The organism is Pseudomonas sp. SCA2728.1_7 (assembly GCF_018138145.1).
Classification (GTDB): Bacteria; Pseudomonadota; Gammaproteobacteria; order Pseudomonadales; family Pseudomonadaceae; genus Aquipseudomonas; species Aquipseudomonas koreensis_A.
In genome coordinates this window covers 815,966-838,947 of record NZ_CP073104.1, presented here as the reverse complement: position 1 = coordinate 838,947, position 22,982 = coordinate 815,966, and the positions used below count along the sequence as shown (strand labels likewise).

21 protein-coding genes and 1 pseudogene are annotated in these 22,982 nt (G+C 58.7%); 9 read left to right on the top strand and 13 right to left on the bottom strand.

The genetic code is table 11. The features are described from left to right. Positions 1–5 precede the first annotated feature (5 nt). From KBP52_RS03725 to KBP52_RS03715, 3 genes are all read right to left on the bottom strand, one after another. On the bottom strand, positions 6–2,258 hold the full coding sequence (locus KBP52_RS03725; RefSeq protein WP_212622102.1) for a molybdopterin cofactor-binding domain-containing protein: 2,253 nt from the start codon (positions 2,256–2,258) through the stop codon (positions 6–8). Next, positions 2,258–2,713, bottom strand: a complete 456-nt coding sequence (locus KBP52_RS03720) for a (2Fe-2S)-binding protein (RefSeq protein ID WP_212622101.1) — start codon at positions 2,711–2,713, stop codon at positions 2,258–2,260. The genes KBP52_RS03725 and KBP52_RS03720 overlap by 1 nt, the downstream gene beginning before the upstream one ends. A 77-nt stretch (positions 2,714–2,790) precedes the next feature. Then, positions 2,791–3,723 (bottom strand): AraC family transcriptional regulator, encoded by a 933-nt coding sequence (locus KBP52_RS03715; RefSeq protein WP_212622100.1) that lies wholly within the window; start codon positions 3,721–3,723, stop codon positions 2,791–2,793. A 229-nt stretch (positions 3,724–3,952) separates the two neighbouring features. On the opposite strand from KBP52_RS03715, the gene KBP52_RS03710 reads away from it, so the two are divergent. Next, the gene (locus KBP52_RS03710) at positions 3,953–5,197 is read left to right on the top strand and encodes an MFS transporter (RefSeq protein WP_212623094.1); all 1,245 of its coding nucleotides are present in this window, start codon (positions 3,953–3,955) and stop codon (positions 5,195–5,197) included. Positions 5,198–5,213: 16 nt separating this feature from the next. On the opposite strand, the gene KBP52_RS03705 is transcribed toward KBP52_RS03710, so the two are convergent. Together KBP52_RS03705 and KBP52_RS03700 are read right to left on the bottom strand one after the other, a co-directional pair. Continuing rightward, complete coding sequence (locus KBP52_RS03705; RefSeq protein ID WP_212622099.1) at positions 5,214–5,675, bottom strand: hypothetical protein; 462 nt, start codon at positions 5,673–5,675, stop codon at positions 5,214–5,216. A 168-nt stretch (positions 5,676–5,843) separates the two neighbouring features. After that, a complete protein-coding gene (locus KBP52_RS03700) occupies positions 5,844–6,758 on the bottom strand; it encodes a LysR family transcriptional regulator (protein ID WP_212622098.1) in 915 nt (304 codons plus the stop codon). 170 nt (positions 6,759–6,928) lie between these two features. On the opposite strand from KBP52_RS03700, the gene KBP52_RS03695 reads away from it, so the two are divergent. After that, positions 6,929–7,939, top strand: a complete 1,011-nt coding sequence (locus KBP52_RS03695; protein ID WP_123594626.1) for an NAD(P)-dependent alcohol dehydrogenase — start codon at positions 6,929–6,931, stop codon at positions 7,937–7,939. 123 nt (positions 7,940–8,062) lie between these two features. Here the strand turns inward: KBP52_RS03695 and KBP52_RS03690 are convergent, their stop codons facing one another. Continuing rightward, positions 8,063–8,446 carry a nuclear transport factor 2 family protein gene (locus KBP52_RS03690; RefSeq protein ID WP_077572924.1) on the bottom strand — a complete coding sequence of 128 codons (384 nt, stop codon included), beginning with the start codon at positions 8,444–8,446 and terminating at the stop codon, positions 8,063–8,065. Between the two features lie 40 nt (positions 8,447–8,486). Then, positions 8,487–9,527: an NADPH dehydrogenase NamA gene (namA, locus tag KBP52_RS03685; protein ID WP_077572923.1), complete on the bottom strand. Its 1,041-nt coding sequence runs from the start codon at positions 9,525–9,527 to the stop codon at positions 8,487–8,489. 113 nt (positions 9,528–9,640) lie between these two features. Between namA and KBP52_RS03680 the strand changes: the two genes are divergently transcribed. Continuing rightward, positions 9,641–10,030: a helix-turn-helix domain-containing protein gene (locus tag KBP52_RS03680; protein WP_123594701.1), complete on the top strand. Its 390-nt coding sequence runs from the start codon at positions 9,641–9,643 to the stop codon at positions 10,028–10,030. 189 nt (positions 10,031–10,219) lie between these two features. Here the strand turns inward: KBP52_RS03680 and KBP52_RS03675 are convergent, their stop codons facing one another. From KBP52_RS03675 to KBP52_RS03660, 4 genes are all read right to left on the bottom strand, one after another. Continuing rightward, positions 10,220–10,723, bottom strand: a complete 504-nt coding sequence (locus KBP52_RS03675) for a cupin domain-containing protein (RefSeq protein ID WP_212622097.1) — start codon at positions 10,721–10,723, stop codon at positions 10,220–10,222. Between the two features lie 275 nt (positions 10,724–10,998). Beyond that, positions 10,999–11,220, bottom strand: a complete 222-nt coding sequence (locus KBP52_RS03670) for a hypothetical protein (protein WP_077572920.1) — start codon at positions 11,218–11,220, stop codon at positions 10,999–11,001. 57 nt (positions 11,221–11,277) lie between these two features. Beyond that, positions 11,278–11,664: a cupin domain-containing protein gene (locus KBP52_RS03665; protein ID WP_212622096.1), complete on the bottom strand. Its 387-nt coding sequence runs from the start codon at positions 11,662–11,664 to the stop codon at positions 11,278–11,280. Between the two features lie 71 nt (positions 11,665–11,735). Continuing rightward, on the bottom strand, positions 11,736–12,560 hold the full coding sequence (locus tag KBP52_RS03660) for an AraC family transcriptional regulator (protein ID WP_212622095.1): 825 nt from the start codon (positions 12,558–12,560) through the stop codon (positions 11,736–11,738). Positions 12,561–12,723: 163 nt separating this feature from the next. On the opposite strand from KBP52_RS03660, the pseudogene KBP52_RS03655 reads away from it, so the two are divergent. Then, positions 12,724–12,861: pseudogene (locus KBP52_RS03655) on the top strand (glutamine amidotransferase); the annotation flags it as partial. An 84-nt stretch (positions 12,862–12,945) separates the two neighbouring features. Here KBP52_RS03655 and KBP52_RS03650 read toward each other — a convergent pair. Together KBP52_RS03650 and KBP52_RS03645 are read right to left on the bottom strand one after the other, a co-directional pair. Continuing rightward, entirely contained in the window at positions 12,946–14,199 is a 1,254-nt protein-coding gene (locus KBP52_RS03650; RefSeq protein ID WP_212622094.1) for an MFS transporter, read from the bottom strand. 86 nt (positions 14,200–14,285) lie between these two features. Continuing rightward, complete coding sequence (locus KBP52_RS03645) at positions 14,286–15,191, bottom strand: LysR family transcriptional regulator (protein ID WP_212622093.1); 906 nt, start codon at positions 15,189–15,191, stop codon at positions 14,286–14,288. 94 nt (positions 15,192–15,285) lie between these two features. Between KBP52_RS03645 and KBP52_RS03640 the strand changes: the two genes are divergently transcribed. From KBP52_RS03640 to KBP52_RS03620, 5 genes are all read left to right on the top strand, one after another. Next, entirely contained in the window at positions 15,286–16,452 is a 1,167-nt protein-coding gene (locus KBP52_RS03640) for an MFS transporter (RefSeq protein WP_212622092.1), read from the top strand. Positions 16,453–16,510: 58 nt separating this feature from the next. Then, complete coding sequence (locus KBP52_RS03635; RefSeq protein WP_212622091.1) at positions 16,511–17,137, top strand: TetR/AcrR family transcriptional regulator; 627 nt, start codon at positions 16,511–16,513, stop codon at positions 17,135–17,137. Between the two features lie 198 nt (positions 17,138–17,335). Further along, entirely contained in the window at positions 17,336–18,607 is a 1,272-nt protein-coding gene (locus KBP52_RS03630; RefSeq protein ID WP_212622090.1) for an outer membrane protein transport protein, read from the top strand. 135 nt (positions 18,608–18,742) lie between these two features. Beyond that, complete coding sequence (locus tag KBP52_RS03625; RefSeq protein ID WP_212622089.1) at positions 18,743–19,852, top strand: efflux RND transporter periplasmic adaptor subunit; 1,110 nt, start codon at positions 18,743–18,745, stop codon at positions 19,850–19,852. Then, entirely contained in the window at positions 19,849–22,938 is a 3,090-nt protein-coding gene (locus KBP52_RS03620; protein ID WP_212622088.1) for an efflux RND transporter permease subunit, read from the top strand. Before KBP52_RS03625 ends, KBP52_RS03620 begins: the two co-directional genes overlap by 4 nt. The last annotated feature ends 44 nt before the right edge of the window (positions 22,939–22,982 follow it).

Here is a 22,982-nt window from a genome sequence, read left to right as displayed (position 1 = left end):
GCTGATCAAGTGAAGGTGTGTCGGCTCATGGGCAGGCTGCGCACCCGCTGACCGGTTAGCCTTGCCACCGCGTTAGCGACGGCGGGCGCGACCGCTGGCAACGGCGGTTCACCGATGCCACCCATTTTTTCTCCACTCTCGACCACACGCACGTCGACCCGGGCCATCCGCGCAGGCGGCAGGATCGGGTACAAGTCGTAGTTGCGCGCCCGAGGCTTGCCATCCACCCACACGGCTTCCTCCACCAGGGTTTGCGACAGTCCCAGCGCCACGGCGCCGTTGACCTGCGCTTCGACAATCGCCGGGTTGACGATGCTGCCGGGGTCAATCGCCTGCCAGATGTCGTGCACCTTGACCTGACCGTTCTCGATGGACACCTCGGCGATCACCGCCGTCTCTGTACCGAACGGCGAAGCCATCGCCACCCCGCGTGCACGTTTGCTGCCATCCTCGGCAGTAAACGGCCCGCGCTTCCAGCCGCCCGACAATTCACCCACCGCTTGCAGCAGGGTGGTCAGGCGTTGGTTGTCACGCAGCAAATGCAGGCGCAGGTCGAACGGGTCTTTGCCACCCTTGTCGGCCAGTTCATCGAGGAACGATTCATAGAAGAAGTCGTTGAGCGAATTGCCCACCGAACGCCAGTAACCGAGCATCGCCGGGCCTTTGACGTAGATCTGCGCGATGCGTTTGTTGGCGATCGCGTAGGACTTGCCCGACAAGCCTTCAAGCGCCGTCGGGTCGAGCTTTTCACCTTGTTTGCCGGCGAGGGCTTCGGTCGGACCTTCGGTGGCACTGATCGCTTCGATTGCCAGCGGCCAGCCGTCGTTGTCCAGCGCGGCACGGAAGTTCACTGCAGCAACCGGGCGGAGCACGTCGCGCAGGAACTCCTCTTCGCGACTCCAGATCAGTTTGACCGGACGGCCCACCGCTTTCGCCAGCGCGATTGCCTGAGGGTAGGGACTGGCCGAGTCGTAGAGGAAATGCCGGCCGAAGAACCCGCCTAGCAGCGGCGAATGCAAGGTGATGCGCGTCGGATCCAGCCCTGTGCGTTTGGCAATGTCGGCACGGAACATGTCCGGCGCCTGATTCGGCAACCAGACTTCCAGCGTACCGTCCGGGTTGAATCGGGCCAGTGCCGAAGGCGGCTCCAGTTGTCCATGGTTCAGGTATTGGTTGTGGTAAGTGGCGTCGATCCGGGTCTTGGTGTCCTTGAGAATCGACGCCACGTCGCCTTCGTTTTCATCATCTTTGGCCGGGCCTTTGTCTTCAGCGAGGCGCTTGAACCAGGCATCGCTGGAAAAGTCGGCGGGCATCGGCCGCACTTTGCTGTCGGCCGTTGGCTCTTGCCAGTCGACCTGGATCGCCTCGACGGCACGTTTGGCGTGCCACCAGCGCTCGGCGACTACCGCCACGGCGCCCGGCAGACGGTGCACGGAATGCACGCCTTTCATTGCTTTGACCTGATCTTCGTTGCGCAGGTTGCCCACGGTCATGCCTAGGCGCGGGGCGTGCTGCACGGCAGCGTGGAGCATGTTGTCGACCTTCAGGTCGATGCTGTACAGCGCTTTGCCGGTGGACTTGTCGTAGGCATCGAGGCGTTTCACCGGTTTGCCGATCCAGCGGAACTGGCTCGGATCACGCAGTTGCACGGAGGCCGGATCGGGAACCGGCAGATCCATCGCCCGCTCGGCCAGTTCACCGTAGGCCAGCGAGCGGCCCGACTTGGCATGCACGACTTTGCCGGGCTCGGTGCTCAACTCGCTTACCGGCACGCCAAGTTGCTGCGCGCCCGCCTGCAATAACATGGCGCGGGCGAGGGCGCCGAGGCGGCGCATGACCGGGTAGCTCATGCGCACCGACATGCTGCCGCCGGTGATGCGCATGCCGTTTTCCAACACTACATAGGCTTCGCCGGGCGGTGCCGCTTCGACCAGGAAGGTTGCCGGGTCAGCATCCAGTTCTTCACCGACGATCTGCGCCATCGCCGTGAACGTGCCTTGCCCGCCTTCCATGAACGGGCAGAGCAGACGCACGCGGTTGTCCGGACGGATCTCGAGAAACGCCGGCACCTGCGTGCCGCGCTCGGCCGTCGCCGCTGCAACGGCAGCTTGCACGCGCGTTGTACCGAGCGGCAGACCGAAACCGAGGACCAGCGCGCCGACGGCCGTACCGGTGAGAAAACGTCTGCGCGATACATTGATCGGTTCGTGCAGATCCAGCACCGAGGCTTGCTGTGAAGGGTCGATACGAACGTTCATCACGCGTCTCCCTTGCCGGCCAGCTCATGCATGGCGGCATGAATGGCGTTGTAAGTGCCGCAGCGGCACAGATTGACCATCGCCGCTTCGATCTGCGCATCACTCGGTTTAGGGTTTTGTTTGAGCAGCGCAGTGGCGGCCATCACCTGCCCGGACTGGCAGTAGCCGCACTGCGCAACCTGCAGATCGACCCAGGTCGCGACCACCCGTTTGCCGACTTCATCGCTTTCGATGGCCTCAATGGTGGTGACCTCGCGGCCGACCACACCGGCCACCGGCGTGACGCACGAGCGCACGACGTTGCCATCCACCAGCACCGAGCAGGCGCCGCATTGCGCCAATCCGCAGCCGTACTTGGTCCCGGTCATGCCCAGATCATCGCGGATCACCCACAGCAAGGGCGTATCGGCGTCGGCATCGACCTGATAGGTCTTCTGGTTGATTCGTAGTTCCATGATTCACCCGCTGATCATCGGTTGACGTGCATTGTTATGAGCGGTGACACGCGGCAAGGCGCATCAGCGTTTTTCGTTCAATTCGCTACTGTGCCCAGGGCTTCTGCTTCAAATGGCTGCCCGCGCAGGAGGGCGATGTCACGACTTGGCGCGGTGCCGAACAGCCGGCCATATTCGCGGCTGAACTGCGAGGGGCTTTCATAGCCAACCGCAAACGCCGCCCGCGAAACGTCGAGCCGCTCGACCAGCATCAGTCGCCGCGCTTCGTTGAGCCGCAGCCATTTCTGGTACTGCAGCGGGCTCATTCCAGTGAGCTGACGGAAATGATGGTGAAAGGTCGGCGCGCTCATCTGCACCCGCGCGGCCAGATCGTCGATGCGCAGGGCATCGGTGTAGTTGACCTTGAGCCAGTCGATGGCCTTGGCGATGCGATAACCCTGACCATCGACGGCAGTGATCTGCCGCAGCCGTGCACCTTGGTCGGTATGCAGCAACCGATAGTGGATCTCGCGCAAAATCAGCGGCGCCAGCACCGGGATCGCCTCGGGTTCGTCGAGCAATGCCAGCAGGCGATCAAGTGCGCCCTCCAGCGCGGACGACAGGCTGCCAATCGCGGCGCCGGTGCCCGTTGATGGCTGCCGCTTGGCCGGCAAGCCGCTCTTGGTGATGACTTCGGCGAGCATGCTCACATCCAGTTTCAGCACCAGACCGACACAGGGCTGTTCGGGACTGGCAAGCGTCACTTCGGAGTTGGCGGGCAGGTCCAGCGACGTCACCAGAAACCGCGAAGGGTCATAGCTGTAACCCTCACCACCAACCCACAAACGCTTTTCACCGCGACCGACGAGAATCAGGCTCGGTTCGATCATACACACCACGGGCGGCGCTGGCTGGTCGCGACGAAACAGCGACAAGCCGGGTATGGCCGTGGCGAAGTCACCCGGCGCGCTCACACGCGGGTCAATGTTCAACGCCAAAGGCGATTCCTGGGGCAGAGGGGTAGGGATCATGTCGGGTCACTCCTGTTGACCGAACTCTAATCCGCGCGCGAGACGTTTCCTATCCATCACCCTGCATCGCCAGAGGATCAGGCAAGCATTCAAGAGGAATGCGCTAGGGAAGGGCGGGATTGACCGGGAGAATGTGTCTATCTGTTACAGGGGCAGTGCCCGAATGGGTTTCAAGCTGCTTGCCCCTGCGCATCACATCCACAGGTTTTTCGCACCACAGGTAGTTGCCATGACGTTTCCTTCTACAGATCCTTCTAAAACAACAGGCGGCTGGAGCGCTGTGCTGGCCATGTCGCTGGCCGCATTCGCTTTGGTCGCTTCAGAGTTCATGCCCGTCAGTCTGCTGACGCCGATTGCGGCCGACCTGCACATCACCGAAGGCCAGGCCGGGCAGGGCATTTCCGTGTCGGGTGCCTTTGCCCTGATAACCAGCCTGCTGATTGCCTCGGTCGCCGCTCGCGTCGAACGCAAGAAGCTGCTGCTGGGCCTGACCTTGTTGATGATCGTCTCCGGTACGGTCGTCGCGGTCGCGCCGGGCTACCCGTCATTCATGTTCGGACGTGCGCTGATCGGTATAGCAATTGGTGGTTTCTGGTCATTGTCAGCGGCGACTGCGATGCGCCTGGTGAAGCCTGAACAGGTTTCGCGAGCGCTGGCCATCGTCAATGGCGGTAACGCGCTGGCGACGGTCATCGCCGCTCCGGCGGGGAGCTTTCTCGGCTCGCTGATCGGCTGGCGTGGTGCATTCTTCTGTGTGGTTCCGGTCGCGGTGCTTGCCGCCGTCTGGCTGCTGATCAGCCTTCCATCCTTCAAGGCCGAACGCCAGGCCGGAAGCGGCAACGTTCTGCGCCTGATGAAGCAATTGCCAGTGGCCTTGGGCATGGTCGCCGTCAGTGTGTTTTTCATGGGCCAATTCATGCTGTTCACCTACCTGCGGCCCTTTCTTGAAGGCGTGACGGGCGTCAGTGTTTCAACGTTGTCCTTGATGCTGCTGGGGCTGGGACTGGCCGGTTTTATCGGCACCTTTCTGATCGAACGGTTTATGGGGCGCGGCCTCTACCGCACGTTGACCGTCATCCCGCTGATCATGGCGGCCATCGCGCTGGCGTTGGTCAGCTTCGGCAAATCACCGGTACTGACCGCCTCGTTACTCGGACTCTGGGGACTGGTTGCCACCGCCGCGCCGGTCGGCTGGTGGACATGGCTGGCGCAGACGCTGCCGGATGATGCGGAGGCCGGAGGCGGCTTGCTCGTCGCGATTGTCCAACTGGCGATCGCCGGTGGCGCGATCATTGGTGGCCTGGCTTTTGATCTGAGTGGTTATAAAGCTACGTTCGAGCTTAGCGCCGCGGTGTTGGTTGTCGCGTCTGTGCTTGCCTGGCTGGCGGGGCGCAATGCCACGGAGGTTCATCTTGTCGAACCGGCAACTCATTCGAGTGCTGTTTCCGGCGAAGCTGCGTCCCGATTTGTCTGATCAAGCAGGAAGCTGCTCAGTGCGCCAATGACGGTTGGGTCGCGACCGAGACAGTGAAGACCACGACAAACAGCACGACCAATCCCCAGAAAATCACCATGACTGTCAGCAGAAAGACCTTAAGGCCTTGATAAAGCCTGCGCAGCCAATGGCCTTCGGGTTTTGCGTCTGCGCGGGTTCTGAGTACGCCTTTCAAATAAAAGCCGAGGAGCGCCAATAGCGCGCCATCGATCGCCAGCGCAGGCAGGCCGGCTACGGGAAAAATGCTTTCCCACCGATAGAAAGAAGACCGGCTGAGAAAGACCACATAACAAGTCAGACTGCCGTAGGGCAGTGCTCTCCACCATTTGCCGGCCAGCGCGCCGACCATCAGGCACATGATCACCATGAACGGGCTGAGGAGAATATGGAGTATCCACTCCAGTACGTTGGGCAAGTAGTCCGGGGAATGGATGCTGCGCCAGAGGTATTCCAACATTGTTCGGGTTCCTGCCGTCCATGAAGTAAGTGCTGCTGCGGTGCTTCCGTGCTGCTGGAGGATATCGGCGTGTTTTTGGGTTACATGAGGGGGTTATGGGAATTGGGCAGGAATGCACATTCGCGAAGGACCGGTTTCGCCCCGTGACCACCGTTTACAGCTCAATCGCTACAGTTCCAGCCAGTCGGAATGAAGCAGCGGAAAGCGCTCTTGCAGCCACTCGATAAAAGCTTGAACCTGGGGCGCCAGATGAGTCCGGCTCGGGTATAGCAACGACACCGGGCGAGGGGCTGGCCGATAAGGCTTTAGAATTTCCACCAAACCGCGACTTTCCAAATGCTCGGCCACGGCGATCCCGGGCGCCTGAATTATTCCGAAACCCGACACGCCACACTGAACGTACGCATTCGACTCGGTGACGGTGATGCCGGCGTTACTCACAAAGGATCGATCCTGATCTTTCACCGAAAAATGCCAGGGCAATGTCCTGTTGCTCTGACCGGACAAGAAGTTGACGCCTCGATGGGAGGCCAGATCGTCGAGTGTCTTGGGTTCGCCATGCTCGTTCAAATACCCGGGCGCGGCACACGTCACCATCGTCGCCATCGCGATAGGGCGAGCGATCAAGCTCGAATCCGGTAGATCGCCGATACGCAACGCACAGTCGACGCCTTCGCCGATCAAGTCGACAGCCCGATCAGTCACGCCCAGAACCATGTTGATACTGGGGTAGCAGACGGTGAATTCTTTAAGGCTATTGATGAATTTCATCTGCGCGAAGGCGCTTGGGATATCGACGCGCAGCCGGCCTGTGAGCGTTGCTCCTGATCGATCGAACATTGAGGTCGCAGCAGAAATACCCGCCAGAATTTCCTGTACCCGCTCATAGAACCTCTCGCCCTCGGCGGTGAGTGCGACCTTTCTCGTGGTGCGCTGGAACAAGCGCACGCCCAGTGACGTTTCCAGCTCCTGGATATACCGAGTGACCTGCGGTCGCCCGATGTCCAGCGATTCGGCAGCTTTGGTAAAGCTGCCAAGTTCGGCAAGCCTGGCGAACAGTCGCATCGATTGAAGCAATTCCATGACGCTTTCCTATGAACCCGGACATCAACGGTTGAACATGATTGTTATCCAAGAATAGAACAATCATGTCTTTTTCCACGCATTTATTGCGCACCTTCAACAGCGAAAAATGCACCCAAGGCGGAACCGGCTCTGGTTCGAGGCCATTGATGTGTATTTGGAGATTGGCAATGAAAGCTTGGTTATTGAACGATTTCGGACTCGACAACCTGCAATTGGGAGAGGTAGCGACCCCGCAACCCAAGGCTGGCGAGTTACTGGTGAAGGTCGGCGCTGTCTCGCTCAACTTTCGCGATAAGGCTATCGTCGACGGCATTTATGAACCGCACAGGGTGCCCAAACCTCTGATTCCCGTAAGTGATGCAGCCGGCACGGTGGTTGCGATTGGTGACAACGTCACGCGTTTTAAAGTCGGTGATCGTGTCAATTCCCACCTTTACTCACGTTGGCTGGATGGCGAACCAGGGCCGAACGAACCCGATTACTGCTTCGGTTCGCCGTTGCCCGGCGGTCTGGCCGAATACATGATCATCCATGAAGACAGCGCCGTCGGTGCCCCCGACAACATGAGCGACGAGGAGGCGGCAACACTGCCTATTGCTGCGCTCACAGCCTGGTATTCGCTGGTGGACTTTGGACAAATCCAGCCGGGTCAAACCGTATTGGTTCAAGGCACTGGGGGTGTATCGATATTTGCCGTGCAGATTGCTACTGCACTTGGCGCGAAGGTCATCGCTACGTCGAGCAGCGACCAGAATCTGCAAACCGTGAAGGGGCTGGGGGCTATGGCCGGGATCAACTACAGAACGACCCCGAAGTGGGCGGACGAAGTGCTGAAGCTGACCGAAGGCAAGGGCGTGGATCTGCTCCTCGATGTGGCCGGTGGCAGTGGCATCAACCAATCGGTCGCAGCAACCAAGGCATCGGGGCGTATTGCGCAGATCGGCTTTCTCACGGGACAAACCGTTGAGCTCAATCTGATGCCACTTATTTTCCGCCAGACGACCATTCGCGGAATCGCCGTGGCGCCGCGTTCATCATTTGACCGGATGAATACTTTCCTCAACGAGCACGAAATCCGTCCCGTGATCGATCAGGTCTATCCGTTCGAGAAAGCACGAGAAGCTTACGAACATCTCGCGGGGGGAGCATTTGGGAAGGTTGTGATCAAAGTCGCTTAATAACGTAAAGGCGCCAATTTGGCGCCTTTTTTCTCGCCCATCGCAGCAGATCTGCCCGCAAATTCTAATGTCAACGCGTGAGCAGGGAGAGTCGAACACTAAACCGCCGGACGGCACTAGTCATCAAGCTGCTGCATGCGTTTGAAAAATCTTGCTAATCACAGTCCACTTGCCATCAACTTTCAGCAGATGAAAAAAGTCGGTGAAAGAGATACCTGACATGTCGTTGGCGTCGATGCGAGCGCTCGCCGCCGTACCGACGACTTCGACGCGAACGATAGCCGCCGGTGCATCAGGAGAAGGGCGGAAACCCTTGTCGATCCCGTCGAACAGGATTGAAATTGCGCCGCCCGTCAGCTTACCGTCGCCATCGACGCTGAACATGGTCGCTTGCTCACTGAAGGCTGGCTTCATGATGCTGCTTTTGGCCTGCTTGCAGCCCTCAATGTACTGGTTAAGCACCTCGGTGATGGCTTGGTATTCTTCAACGTAAGTCGGCTTGCTCATGTGCTTGCTCCTGCTTCATAGGATTAGTGCAACAAAGGCATCAGGCTTTGGCATCAAGCCAGACAGATCCATAACGTGTGTAGGCGGTAGGAATCTCAATGATTTCTTCAAGATCATCTGCAGCGCTGCGAACCCAGAATGGATCTCGGAGCATTTGCCGCCCGACAAACACCAGATCAGCTCGGCCGTTCTGCAGGATTTCTTCAGCCTGACGTCCACTCTGAATCACACCCACAGCGCCTGTTGCTATATGCAACTCCTTACGCAGTAATTCAGCGGCCGGCACCTGGTAACCCGGGTAGGTCTCGACCTTGACCATCTTGATCCCGCCGGAGCTGCAGTCGATCAAGTCAACGCCCTGCGCTTTCATCCAGCGACCATATTCGAGGAACGACTCGGGCGTGTTTCCGCCTTCGGCGTAATCAGAACTGGAGATGCGCACGAACAGAGGGCGATCCCCCCAATGCGTTTTGACCTCTTCCAGCACCTCGCGCAGGAAGCGATAACGACGCTCGGCATCTCCGCCATATTCGTCGTCGCGGGTATTAGCCAACGGCGAGAGAAACTCACTTAACAAGTAGCCGTGCGCGGCATGGATCTCAAGCACATCGAAGCCAGCTTCGCTGGCTCGACGTGCGGCATCGCCGTACAGCTTTACCAGAGCCGGAATCTCATCAGCCGCGAGTTCGCGAGGAACAGGGCTGGTTTGCGTAAATGGAATCGCCGATGGCGCGATGTGAATCAGACCGGGCAGGTCAGCATTGCGCCCCGCATGGCCGATCTGAGCGCCGGCTTTTGCACCAAAGCCGTGAAGCAATTCCGTCAGCGCCTTCAAGCCGACAACGTGCTCATCGCTCCAGATGCCAAGGTCACCGGCGCCAATACGACCGTCAGCCTGAATGGCCAGCGTTTCGGGAAAAATCAGCGCCGCCTGACCCAGAGCACGAGCGCCGTAATGAACGCGGTGCCAGTCAGTGACGAAACCATCATCCGCCGCCATATGCATGCACATAGGGGACATGACGACCCGGTTTTTCAGGGTGAGGCCCTTAATTTCATAGGGTGATAACAACAAACTCATCTGTCCGATTCCATAGTGGTGAATATGGAATCCATGCTAACTTTTGCAGCACATCGACGTAAGTACGCACAATTTTGTGCGGTAGGCACACTTTTTATACCATGGTGATAACAGTGAAAAAATGTAACCCCCAGGATGAAATCGAGGCTTTCGCTTGTCCCGTCGCATTCACTGTCGATGTCATCGGTGGAAAATGGAAATCGCTCATACTTTTTCACCTGATGTCAGGCACGAAGCGCTTTAACGAGCTACGTCGGCTGATTCCAGATATCACGCAGAGGATGCTGACACTCCAGCTCAGAGAACTGGAGACGGACGGGGTGATTCATCGCGAAATCTATCGCGAGGTGCCACCCAAAGTGGAGTATTCGCTTACAGCGTTAGGTCATTCACTCGCGCCATTGGTGAGTGCGATGCGAGAGTGGGGCGCAGTGCATGAACGCACGATCCTGGAGCTCAGGCGCTCTGCCGTCTGTGACGACAAGTTGGAATCTCTGGCTTGAATCACGCCGATGTTGAGAGGTGGAGGGGGTGAACAATGCGAAGTTTGTTGCTCAAATCAGTAATGTCTCAAGCGCATTCCGAGATAAAGCCACATCGAACTGGTTGCGCCGGATCTGGACATGATGGCGCCCGTCATCATGAATGAAACCGAGCTTCCTGGCTGACTGATCACTAATGTGGATGCCCCCTCATGGTTCGTCGTCCCAATAATCAAGCGTAGTCCCGGGCCGCTGCACAGCGGTGAACGCGCGAGCTCCATTGATTGTGACCATCGCCTGATATTTGCCGGAGTCCGGGTATTGGCAGATTTCGGGGGTTTCTCGGGTGCTAATGGACAGGTACTTCAGCGGCGCATCCGAGGTGTTGATGATTTGATGCGGATACTCGGGGCCGGCCGGAATGAAGATGACGTCGCCGCTTCGGATCGGCAACATTTCACCCGCCACGCGCAGGGTGCCGAACCCTTCCAGGATGACAAACATCTCTTCCTGAGCATAATGAAAATGGTAGGGGCAAGAACGCTTGCCTGGCGCGACGATGTCCATCGACGCACCGAGTTTCTGCGCGACGGTGTCAGTGCCGAGGCGCGCGCCATGGCTCTCGTAAAGAGGGTCGCGGCGCTCGTATTGCAGCGGCACATCATTGAAGTTGCGAATCATGCGCGCAGCTAAAGCACAGGGGTCATTGCTCATTAATCACTCCCGAAAGTATTTGTACGGGCATCCCGCCTCGCGTAGCTAATCGAGTTGCCATTTATGCGGCAGCAGCTCTTCAATTTCACTTGCCCGATGCGTAAGCGTTCACCGAAGTCATGATGCATGACTCAGGCCGATGTCTGAAAGAAGGTCTGACGCGTCTGCCGACGCGCCGGGCGAGTGATATTTCCGACCTGTTGCCGCACAGGTGGATGCCCATCTCACTGTGCAACCCTATTTCAACCATTTGCCCGCGACCAGCACGTTCTGTCTCAGCCATACATGTACAAAAGGTTGTCGATCAGTTCTAGGTCCTGCTGCGTGTACTGGACCTTGTTGTACCGTCTAATGTCCTCAAGCACACCCCTGATCGGAACTTGCCGCGAAGGATCCTGAACAATTTCGATCAGACGGTCGTAATCGGGATCTCTTCCCTTGAGGTATTTTTCAATCAGTTCTTTGAGTGCTACGCGCGCCTCTGGATCGGATAGCACTGTCACATCTCCCGCAAAATCGTGAATTCATCGGCTTTGATAATGGATAACGCTGGATTATATCCAGACGTCGTTCAAAGCCGTTCTTTCGTCATCCTCATGCCCGGTGTTCAAAATGCCTCGAGGCTCGATCATCAGCAGTTTTGCTTCACCTTCTGCAGCCGTCCGATGTTCTACGCCGCGGGGTACTACATACAGTTCGTCGGGATTCACATAGACGCAGCCATCCGGCAGGTCGATGCGCAAGGTGCCTTCCAGGACAAGAAATGCTTCGTCGGTCTCAGGATGTGAGTGCCAGATGAATTCGCCTTCGATTCGCACAACCTTGAACTGGTAGTCATTCATTTCTGCAACAACCCTGGGGCTCCATTGCTGTTCGATGAGCGAAGCTTTATGTGCCAGGTTTACAGGAACTGATGATTGTTGATGACGGAGCTTTGACATGACGGATCCTCGGTGTTCGAAGTCGCCATCCTAAGAGCATGGAGCAGGGCGCTCTTGTACGATCCTGCAAGTCAGCGTGCGGCGCGCAATCGTTCCAGCCAGCGCATGGGTGGAACTCCGTAGCAGCGGGTGAAGTGTCGCGTCATATGACTTTGATCGTGGAAACCCGCGACGAGGGCCGCATCCACCAGGGTGAAGCCTTGAAGCACCAATGCGCGGAACCGATCCAGACGGCGCAGGGTGACAAATCGGTAAGGGCTCGTGCCGTAAAGTGTTCTGAAGTCGCGTGACAGGCTCCAGCGCTCGCGCCCACTGGCATGTTCCAGCATCTCCAGCGAAATGCATGTGTGCAGATGTTCGAGGATGAATGCTCTGACGCGCTCGGCTGCGCGGTAATCCACACGCTTGCGCCCGCGCGGTTTGCCGCCGACCGCACGCAACGCCATCGCCAAGTCATACAGCGCGTCCTGTTCCTCCAGTGTTTCCAGAGAATGATCCACTGCTTGCACGAATGCTTCACTGGCATGGAACAGACGCGGATCGCTCGAAAGTCCCCCTGCGATAAAAGGCAAAGGTTCTCCGCCCAAAACGGTCTGGATTAATGCCGGATCAACGTAGGCCATTCGATAACGAAAGCCTGCGTCCGTACCGGCCATGCCATCGTGGAGTTCGTCGGGGTGAAGCACCAGCGTGTTGCCGGGGATACCGTGGCGCAACGAGCCTGCGTAGTGAAAGCTCTGGACGCCCGCCAACGTACGGCCGATCGAGTAGGTGTCGTGTCGATGAGGATCGTAGCCGTGGCTGCCGAACCACGCTTCGATACGTTCGATACCTCCAGGTTGAACACTGCGGATGACCCAGTCGGCATTGGCACGTTGGCCATTTTTCTGATCCATGAATGTACCTCTCCGAATCCGCGCAGGGGGCGTGAAGATCTGCCTTTCGGGAATATACAAGCACGGTTATTCAGATGTCTGTTTTTGACTGCTTTGGACCCGAAGCCTTTGGTGTCTGTTTGTTGTCGTCATAGGTTGCGGGCATTCATGGCGGATCTGACTGATGGCACGCGTAGGTTTGATACTGACACCCGGTTTTGCGGACTGGGAATATGCTTTCATTGCGGGTACAGCGTCCCCGTTTTACGGGATCGGCGTCAGGTTTTTTGCTCCTGCTACGGGGCAGTTTCGTTCGCAGGGGATTGCTCGGTTCAGGTCAATGTTGGCAGCTAAACATGGATGATCGCGTCGTCCCGGCATGTCGGGCACATTCTCAGGAGACATTTCATGGACTCATGATCGCCGCCAGTTTCGGATGGTTTTTCGCGTAATACAGCTCTGACTCGGCGTCATCGTCCAGGAATTGCCATATCTTTTTTGATCGCATGGAATACATGACGATAATCAGAAATACCCCGAGATAAAGCCACATCAAACTGGTTGCGCCGGATCTGGACATGATGGCGCCCGTCATCATGAATGAAATCGAGCTACCTAGCTGACTGATCACTAATGTGGATGCCATCAGTCGTACGCGAACACCGGAGGGGATCGACATGAGCCTCTTGTCCATTCCGACCATCGTAATGCAAGCACTCGCCGCTCCGGCAAAAAACAGGCAAGTACCCAACAGCCAGATTTCGTCGGCTTGTGTCGCTGCACAGAGTGCAAACGTTAACAGTGTCCAGCATCCAAGATACTTGTTGCGCTGATTTTCCTTTTTGCTAATCAGCGGGCTTAAAAAGAACAACCCTGCAACGGCTCCACCCGCAAATACCGCATTGAACAAGCCAACGCTACCTTCGGCTAGGCCGCGCGCGTGTATGAGCGCTGGAACCAGCATCGGTACGGTCGCGGTGACGGCCAGACTCAGTAGTAATCCGGAAAAGGTCAAAAACTGTTCTGGCGGTAAAACGCATTTGAGTTTAAGCCCCAACAGCATGTCATTAACAAGATCAGTTGATGATTTTCGGGGTTGCAGGGCAGGAGCTGCGCTGACCGGTAACGCCATGCCTAAAACCACAATGACCAATCCCAAGATCGACACAAATAGCAGCGAGATTTCCAGTGAATAAACCGTAATCACAATACCCGCCAACAAAGGCCCCGCAACCCGGCCGACCGTAACAACGATGCGCCGGACGCGAAATGCAGCCTCCGCACGATGTTTATCAACGGTTTCCGCAGGATAGATGCCCAAAAGAGGCTGAATCATTCCAAATGCTGATGCAGCGATCACATCGACCAATATCAGCGCATCAAGCGAATACCAGCTTGCGGCAAAAAAGTATCGCAAAACACTTGCGATCAAGATCGCAAAACAGCCGACCTTAAGCGCTGTACTGCGGCGCATTGACTCAACACGCGGCGCCAGGCACAACATTGAAATGATCGCCGCGAGCGCGAGCGCTGTTTCGTATGCCGCCAGCTCCAGCAGACTTCCTCGCTGCACGATAATCAGCGGTAGCGTCGTATTCCAGCAGCCGAGGTAGATCCAAAGTAACAAGTCCAGACAAAGATACTTTCGAAATGTACTCAATGGGTACTTCCTTGTTCCGCACCTTGTGTATGGGATGTCATTCGCACGCGCCGAATTATCGGCAATGCAACTGCGCAAATATCAGCTTATACCTGCGCTGACATCCGGTGATGCTCCAGCAAGAAGTCCACGAACAACCGCACCCGCGCCGGCATCGCCGCGCCACCGACGAACACCGCATGAATCGGTTCCTGGTCCCCGGGGTTGCAGGTTTCCAGCAGCGCAATCAGGTCGCCGCGCTGCAGATCCTTGCTCACGCTGAACTCCCCGATACGGGCAATGCCGGCACCCATTCGCGCGAATTGTGCCAGCGCTTCACCACTGCTGCATTCGATGTTGCCGCTGACCTTCAGGGCAAACGATTTGCCATCGCGGATGAATGGCCAGTTGGGTTCGGCACGGCGGAAGTTGAAGCGCAGGCAGTTGTGCTGGAGCAGGTCTTCCGGTTCCTGCGGGACGCCGTGGCGCTGCAGATACTCGGGCGATGCCACCACGACCTGGCCGGTGGTGCCGATCCTGCGTGCGGTCAGCGGGCTGTCGGGCAGAAGGCCGAAGCGCACCGCGACGTCGGCTTGCCCGCCGAGAATATCGACCACTTCGTCGCCGAGGTTGAGGTCTACGACGATGTTCGGGTAACGGGCGCTGAAGGCCGCGACCAAGGGAACAATGGCCAGGCGTCCATGGCCAAGGGCGGCGCTGACGCGCAATCGCCCTCTGGGCACGCCTTGGTCGGCGATGGCTTCTTCGACCTCGTCCATGTCGGCGAGGATACGCCGGGCGCCGCGCAAGAACGCTTCGCCCTCGGCCGTGAAGGTGATCGCCCGGGTGGTGCGCAGCAGCAGGCGAGTGCCAAGCCGTTGCTCGGTGCGCGCAATGATCCTGCTGACTGCCGAAGGTGTCAGGCCCAGCGCACGCGCGGCGGCCGACAGGCTGCCTTCCTGGGCCACGGTGGTGAACACGCTCATTTCACCTGACCTGCCGTTGAAATCCACTTGTGCCTCCTACGCAAAGGTGATTGCAAAAAATGCTATCTACCGCCTGAAAAGACGGGATCGTAGCATTGGCGGCACAGATAAGGAGCTTTCCATGCGTATCAATCCACCACTTGTTGCACTCGCCATCGGTGCCTTCGGCATCGGCGTCACAGAATTCGCCCCCATGGGCATGTTGCCGGGTATCGCTGCGGATCTGGGTGTTTCCATTCCCGCTGCCGGTTTGCTGGTCAGTGCTTATGCGCTGGGCGTATTGCTCGGCGCACCACTGATGACCCTGACCACCGGCAAGATTCCCCGGCGCTATCTGCTGATCGGGCTCATGGCGATTTTCACCCTCGGTAATCTGATGTCAGCGTTGGCCACCGATTACTACAGCCTCATGGTTGCCAGGGTCGTGACCTCACTGAACCACGGTGCCTTCTTTGGCGTTGGCTCCGTCGTCGCCGCCACCCTGGTCGCCCCGGAGAAACGTGCCGGTGCGGTTGCGGCGATGTTCATGGGCCTGACCTTGGCGACCATTGGCGGTGTGCCGCTGGCCGCCTGGTTTGGCGAACTGTTCGGTTGGCGCACGGCTTTCTGGGGCATTACCGGCCTGGGCGTGCTGACCATGGCTGCGTTGTGGTTCGCCCTGCCTAACGTGCGGGCGCCGCAAAGCGTCGGTGTCATGGCGGAAATCCGCGTCTTGGGGCGCGGCCCGGTGCTGGCCGCGCTGGCCCTGACCGTGGTCGGCTCGAGTGCCATGTTCACCGTTTTCACCTACATCGCGCCGATCCTCAGCAGCGAGACCCATGCATCCACCGCCTTCATCACCGCCATGCTGATGCTTTACGGTGTCGGGTTGACGCTGGGCAACATGTGGGGCGGCAAGGCCGCTGACCGCTCGATAGATCGCACCTTGATCGTCTCGCTGAGCGTGCTGATTCTGGTTCTGCTGGCGTTCACCGTACTGATGCGCTGGCCGCTACCGGCCGCCGTGGCCATCCTGATCTGGGGTATCGCCAGTTTTGCCTTGGTGCCGCCGCTACAGATGCGTGTGATGGAAGCGGCCAAGGACGCGCCCAATCTGGCCTCGGCGGTGAACATCGGCGCCTTCAACTTCGGCAATGCGATTGGCGCAGCGCTTGGCGGCGCGGTGATCAGCAGCGGGCTGGGTTATCCGGCGATCTCCCTGGCCGGCGCGGCAATGGCGGGCCTGGGGTTGCTGATGGTGTTGGGGTTTGCGTGGCGTTCCAGAACGATTGAAGCCGCCGTGGTGTAACACGTTCAACAATGCTCGGCGAGTTGTCAGCCATTGATAGGGTGAGTAAGCTGCCCCCATGAATCAGCCATCCCTAACTGCCTCCTCGCCGAGCACTCGCGGCCCCGCCGAACACGACATTCGTGACCAGATTGTCGCCGCGGCCAACGAGCACTTCAGCCAATATGGCTACGGTAAAACCACGGTTTCCGACCTGGCCAAGGCCATCGGTTTTTCCAAGGCGTACATCTATAAATTCTTTGATTCCAAGCAGGCAATTGGCGAGGCCATTTGCGCCAACTGTCTGGGGCAAATCGCTGCAGCAGTCGAGCACGCGGTTAACGCAGAAGCGCTTTCAGCGACCGAGCGTTTGCGCAGGTTGGTCAAGACCGTGATCGCCACGGGTGTGGATCTGTTCTTCAACGATCGCAAGCTCTACGACATCGCGGCGTTTTCCGCATCGGAGCGCTGGAACAGTGCCCAGATGTATGAAGCGCAGATCAAGGGCTTTATCCTCGATATCGTGCGTCAAGGGCGAGAAGCGGGGGAGTTCGAGCGCAAGACGCCGCTGGACGAGACCGTCGAGGCGATCAATCTGGCGTTGCGACCTTTCGTCAACCCGCTGCTGCTGCAACACAATCTGGATCTGATCGAGCAAGCGCCCACGCTGACCACCAACCTCATCCTGCGCAGCCTCATGCCTTGACCCATCGCTGAGCAAGGTTTTCAGGCGATTCGAGTCAAACGACATCCCTCATTACGCTTCCTGCCCACCGGCACATCAGTGCCGGGAGGGCATTGAATTTAGTCTTTAAGTGACTATTGACTGGATCGGTCACATGGATAATATGGTTTCGCTGTAGTGCTCGATGTTCTATTCCAGTGATCTCCATAGAGTCCAATAATGAAAAAAACAATGCTCAAGAGCCCCGTGGGCCTGGCCGTCGTGCTTGCGTCTTCCAATGTGTTTGCCGGTGGCTTTGCACTCAACGAACAAAGCATCAGCGGGATGGGCTCCGGTTTTGCCGGGCGCTCTTCTTCAGCCGAAGACGCCAGTACGATCTACGGCAACCCGGCGGGCATGGCGCGGCTTAAACGAGAGCAGGTCAGCGTGGGCGCAGCGACGCTGTTCGCCAAGTCAGATATCAGCCGGACGCGCAGTACGTTCGGCGGCAATGAAGATGGCGACATGGTGCCGACGACCACCGTACCGATGGGGTATTACGTCAAACCGATTGATGATCACTGGGCATTCGGCGTCGGATTTTATGTGCCGTTCGGGCTGATCACCGACTACGGCAGTGGTTTTGCCGGGCGCTATTACGCCAACAAGAGCGAAGTCACCACGCTGACTTTCCAGCCGACCATCAGCTACGCCTTTAACGAAAAAGTCTCGATCGGCTTCGGTCCGACCATTAACCGTATCAGCGGCGAGATATCGGGCATGGTCCCCAATCCACTCAGCCCGGGGCGTAATGACGGCAAGCTGAAAAGCACCGGCGATGACACCGCACTCGGTTTCAACGCCGGCGTGCTGGTGCAGGCGACAGACCAGACCCGCCTGGGACTGACCTACCACTCCAAAGTCAGTTACCACCTGGATGCGAAAACCAAGGTCACCGATGGCATCTTCAGCGTGCTAGGCGTCAGCGGTCGCAGCTATGACGCCTCGCTGGACGTGGACACGCCGGAGTCGGTGGACGTTTCGGTCACGCATCAATTCAATAACGACTGGACGCTTTATGTCGGCAGTACCTGGACGCGCTGGAGCCGCTTCAAGGAGCTGACGATCGAGAACAGTGGCTTGCCGCCGTTGCTGAATGGCCAGTTGGGGACGATCAGCGAAGAGCAGAACTGGCACGACACCTGGGCTCACGCGATCGGTGCGGCCTATCAATTGAGTAACCAATGGGTGCTTCGTGCCGGTTTCTCGGTTGATCAGTCACCGGCCAACAACACCAATCGGGGGCCGCGCATTCCGACGGGCGACCGCAAGGTGCTCAGCTTCGGGGCAGGCTGGACGCCCGTGGAAAATGTCACGATCGACCTGGCTTATTCCTACCTGTGGGAGGAGAGCGTCGAGGTCAACGACACCTCGGCATCGAGAGGTGCCTACAGTGCCCGATACAAGAACAGTGCTAGCGGGCTGGGGACTTCGGTGAGCTACCGTTTTTAGTCGGGCCTGTCAGTCGATTTGCAGGCCGATATTGCTGATGGTCAGGATGCAGTTATTTCTCATGTAGTGACTATTGACGATAATGGTCACAAGACTGAGAATATGATGATCATCCTATTCTCAGTAAGGGAATCTATGCGCCGGCTCCGACCTTTCCCCATTGCCGCATGCTTGTTGCCTCTCGCCCTGAGCGCCTGTGGCGAATCTTCCAGCGTTGCAGATCCCCGCACACAGGCGCCACTGGTCAGATCCGCTGCCGTTCAAGCATCAGCCGATGTCGCTCGCTCTTTCACCGGAGTGGTCGCGGCGCGCGTTCAGGGCGACCTGGGGTTTCGCGTTTCGGGCAAGGTGCTCGAACGTCTGGTTGATACGGGGGAGGTCGTCAAGCGCGGGCAGCCGCTGATGCGTCTCGACCCGATCGATCTCGGACTGCAAGCGCGGGCGCAGCAGGCGGCGGTCATCGCTGCTCGCGCCAGCGCCAAACAGACAGCCGACGATGAGGCTCGCTATCGCAAACTGGTCGGCGTTGGCGCCATTTCGGCATCAGCTTACGATCAGTTCAGAGCCGCCGCAGAGACTGCAAAAGCGCAGCTCAACGCCGCGCAAGCGCAAGCCGACGTGGCCCGCAATGCTTCGGGTTATGCGCTGCTGGTCGCTGATGCGGACGGCGTGGTGGTGGAAACCCTCGCTGAACCGGGACAAGTAGTCAGCCCGGGACAACCGGTGGTGCGGCTGGCGCGTGCAGGTCAGCGTGAAGCCATCGTGCATCTGCCCGAAACGCTACGCCCGGCAGTCGGCTCCACCGCGCAAGCCAGCCTTTACGGAGTGAACTCAGCGCCTGTCACGGTAAGTCTCAGGCTGCTTTCGGACTCCGCAGACCGCACGACGCGCACATTCGAAGCGCGGTATGTGCTCGAGGGACCGTTGGCCAACGCGCCAATCGGTGCGACCGTCACCCTCAGCATTGCCGAGGGCGCCACCCGGACACAGGCGTTACAAGTCCCCATTGCCGCGATTTACGACCCGGGCAAAGGTCCGGGTGTGTGGGTGATCGCTGGAACACCGGCAACAGTGACCTGGCGAGCGGTGCAGGTGCTGGGGTTGAGCGACGATTCTGCCCGTATCGCCGGCGACCTCACTGCCGGTGAGCAGGTGGTGGCGTTGGGCGCCCACCTGCTGCGCGATGGCGAAGAAGTACGATTGCCGCAGCAGAGCGAAGCCAGCGTTGCCGGGAGTCGTCCATGAGCCAGGGACGATTCAACCTTTCGGCCATCGCCGTGCGCGAGCGGGCGATCACGGTGTTCCTGATTTTTCTAATCGCTGTTGCAGGAACGTTGTCGTTCTTTAAGTTGGGACGTGCGGAAGATCCACCGTTTACGGTCAAGCAGTTGACCGTGATTACCGCGTGGCCCGGCGCGACGGCGCAAGAGATGCAGGATCAAGTCGCCGAACCCCTTGAAAAGCGCCTGCAAGAACTCAAGTGGTACGACCGCTCGGAAACCTACACTCGCCCTGGACTGGCGTTCACGATGGTGTCGTTGCTCGATAGCACGCCACCCTCGCAAGTGCAGGAAGAGTTCTACCAAGCGCGCAAGAAACTCGACGATGAAGCCATCAGGCTACCGGCCGGTGTCATCGGGCCGATGATCAACGATGAATTTTCCGACGTGACCTTCGCGCTGTTCGCCTTGAAAGCCAAAGGCGAACCACAGCGCTTGCTGGTGCGTGATGCGGAAGCCATGCGCCAGCGTCTGCTGCATGTGCCGGGGGTGAAGAAGGTCAATATCATCGGTGAGCAAGCCGAGCGCATCTACGTTTCGTTCTCCCATGACCGGTTGGCGACCCTCGGCTTGTCACCGCAGGACATCTTCGCCGCGCTGAACAGTCAGAACGTGCTTACGCCCGCCGGCTCCATCGAAACCAACGGGCCGCAGGTGTTTCTGCGTCTCGACGGTGCCTTCGACAAGGTGCAGAAAATTCGCGACACACCGGTCTTCGTGCAGGGGCGCACACTCAAGCTCTCTGATGTGGCGACGGTCGAACGCGGTTATGAAGATCCGGCCACTTTTGTCGTGCGCAATAACGGTGAAGACGCGCTGCTGCTGGGCGTGGTGATGCGCGAGGGCTGGAACGGTCTGGATCTGGGCAAGGCGCTGGATGCGGAGACTGCGCGGATCAATGCGGAAATGCCATTGGGCATGACCCTCGCCAAAGTCACCGACCAAGCGGTGAATATCGACTCCGCTGTCGGCGAGTTCATGGTCAAGTTTTTTGTCGCGCTGCTCGTGGTCATGCTCGTGTGTTTTCTCAGCATGGGCTGGCGAGTAGGGGTGGTGGTCGCGGCGGCTGTGCCGTTGACCCTGGCGATCGTGTTCGTGGTGATGGCCGCCACCGGCAAGAATTTCGATCGCATCACCCTCGGCTCATTGATCCTCGCGCTCGGGCTGTTGGTCGATGACGCGATCATCGCCATTGAAATGATGGTGGTGAAAATGGAGGAGGGCTACGACCGCATCAAAGCGTCCGCCTATGCCTGGAGCCATACGGCGGCGCCGATGCTGTCCGGTACGCTGGTGACCGCAATCGGTTTCTTGCCCAACGGTTTTGCCCAGTCCACTGCCGGCGAGTACACCAGCAACATGTTCTGGATCGTCGGCATTGCGCTGATCGCGTCCTGGGTCGTCGCGGTAGCGTTCACCCCGTATCTGGGCGTGAAATTGTTGCCGGACATCAAGAAGGTCGAAGGTGGCCACGCGGCGATCTACAACACGCCGAATTACAACCGCTTTCGCCGGCTGCTGACCGCGGTGATCGCTCGCAAATGGCTGGTGGCAGGCACGGTGGTCACGCTGTTTTTCGTCGCCGTGCCAGGCATGGGGCTGGTGAAGAAACAGTTCTTCCCGACCTCCGACCGTCCCGAGGTGATGATCGAGGTGCAAATGCCCTACGGCACCTCGATCGAGCAGACCAGCGCCACGGCCGCCAAGGTCGAGGCCTGGTTGCACAAGCAGAATGAGGCAAAAATCGTCACGGCCTATATCGGCCAAGGTGCGCCGCGTTTCTTTCTGGCGATGGCGCCGGAATTGCCCGACCCTTCGTTTGCCAAAATCGTGGTGCTGACGGACAGTCAGGAAGCACGCGAAACCCTCAAGTTCCGGCTGCGCGAAGCGGTTGCCGAAGGACTGGCCCCGGAGGCCCGCGTTAGAGCAACGCAAATTGTCTTTGGTCCTTATTCGCCGTTTCCGGTTGCCTACCGGGTGATGGGCCCTGATCCGGCGAAGCTGCGCGATATCGCCGAGCAGGTCCGCGGCGTGCTGCAAGACAGCCCGATGATGAGAACGGTCAACACTGACTGGGGACCGCTGACCCCGACATTGCATTTCAGTCTCGATCAGGACCGCCTGCAAGCAGTGGGACTGACCTCGAATGCGGTTGCCCAGCAACTGCAGTTCCTGCTGAGTGGTGTGCCGATCACGGCGGTTCGCGAGGATATTCGTTCTGTGCAGGTCGTTGGACGTGCCGCCGGTAATATCAGGCTCGACCCGGCGCAGATCAAAGGCTTCACCCTGGTCGGCGCGGCGGGGCAACGCATCCCGTTGTCGCAGATCGGCGAGGTCGACGTGCGCATGGAAGATCCGATCCTGCGGCGCCGTGACCGCACGCCAACCATCACCGTGCGTGGCGACATTGCCGAAGGCTTGCAGCCACCGGATGTTTCGGGTGTGATCCTCAAGCAGTTGCAGCCGATCATCGAAACACTGCCTTCCGGTTACCGGATCGAGCAGGCAGGCGCCATCGAGGAATCCGGCAAGGCGGGCAAGGCGATCTTGCCCTTGCTGCCGATCATGATCGCCATGACGTTGCTGATCATCATGGTGCAGGTGCGTTCGATCGCGGCGATGATCATGGTCTTCCTTACATCGCCGTTGGGCTTGATTGGTGTGGTGCCGACGCTGCTGATCTTCAATCAGCCATTCGGCATCAATGCGCTGGTCGGGCTGATTGCGCTGTCGGGAATCCTGATGCGCAACACGCTGATTCTGATCGGGCAGATCCATCACAACACGCTGGAAGGACTGGATCCGTTCCACGCTGTGGTCGAAGCCACGGTGCAACGCGCGCGGCCGGTCCTGCTGACGGCGCTGGCGGCCATCCTGGCGTTTATTCCCCTGACACACTCGGTGTTCTGGGGCACGCTGGCTTATACCCTGATCGGCGGCACGTTCGTCGGTACCATCATGACGTTGGTGTTCCTCCCGGCGATGTATTCCATCTGGTTCAAGATCCGCCCTGAGCACCAGGCTCAGACTGAAACAGTCAAACTGGCGTAGTGACAACGCCTGAAATCGAGGCCCGCTCTGGCGGGCCTCTTTGT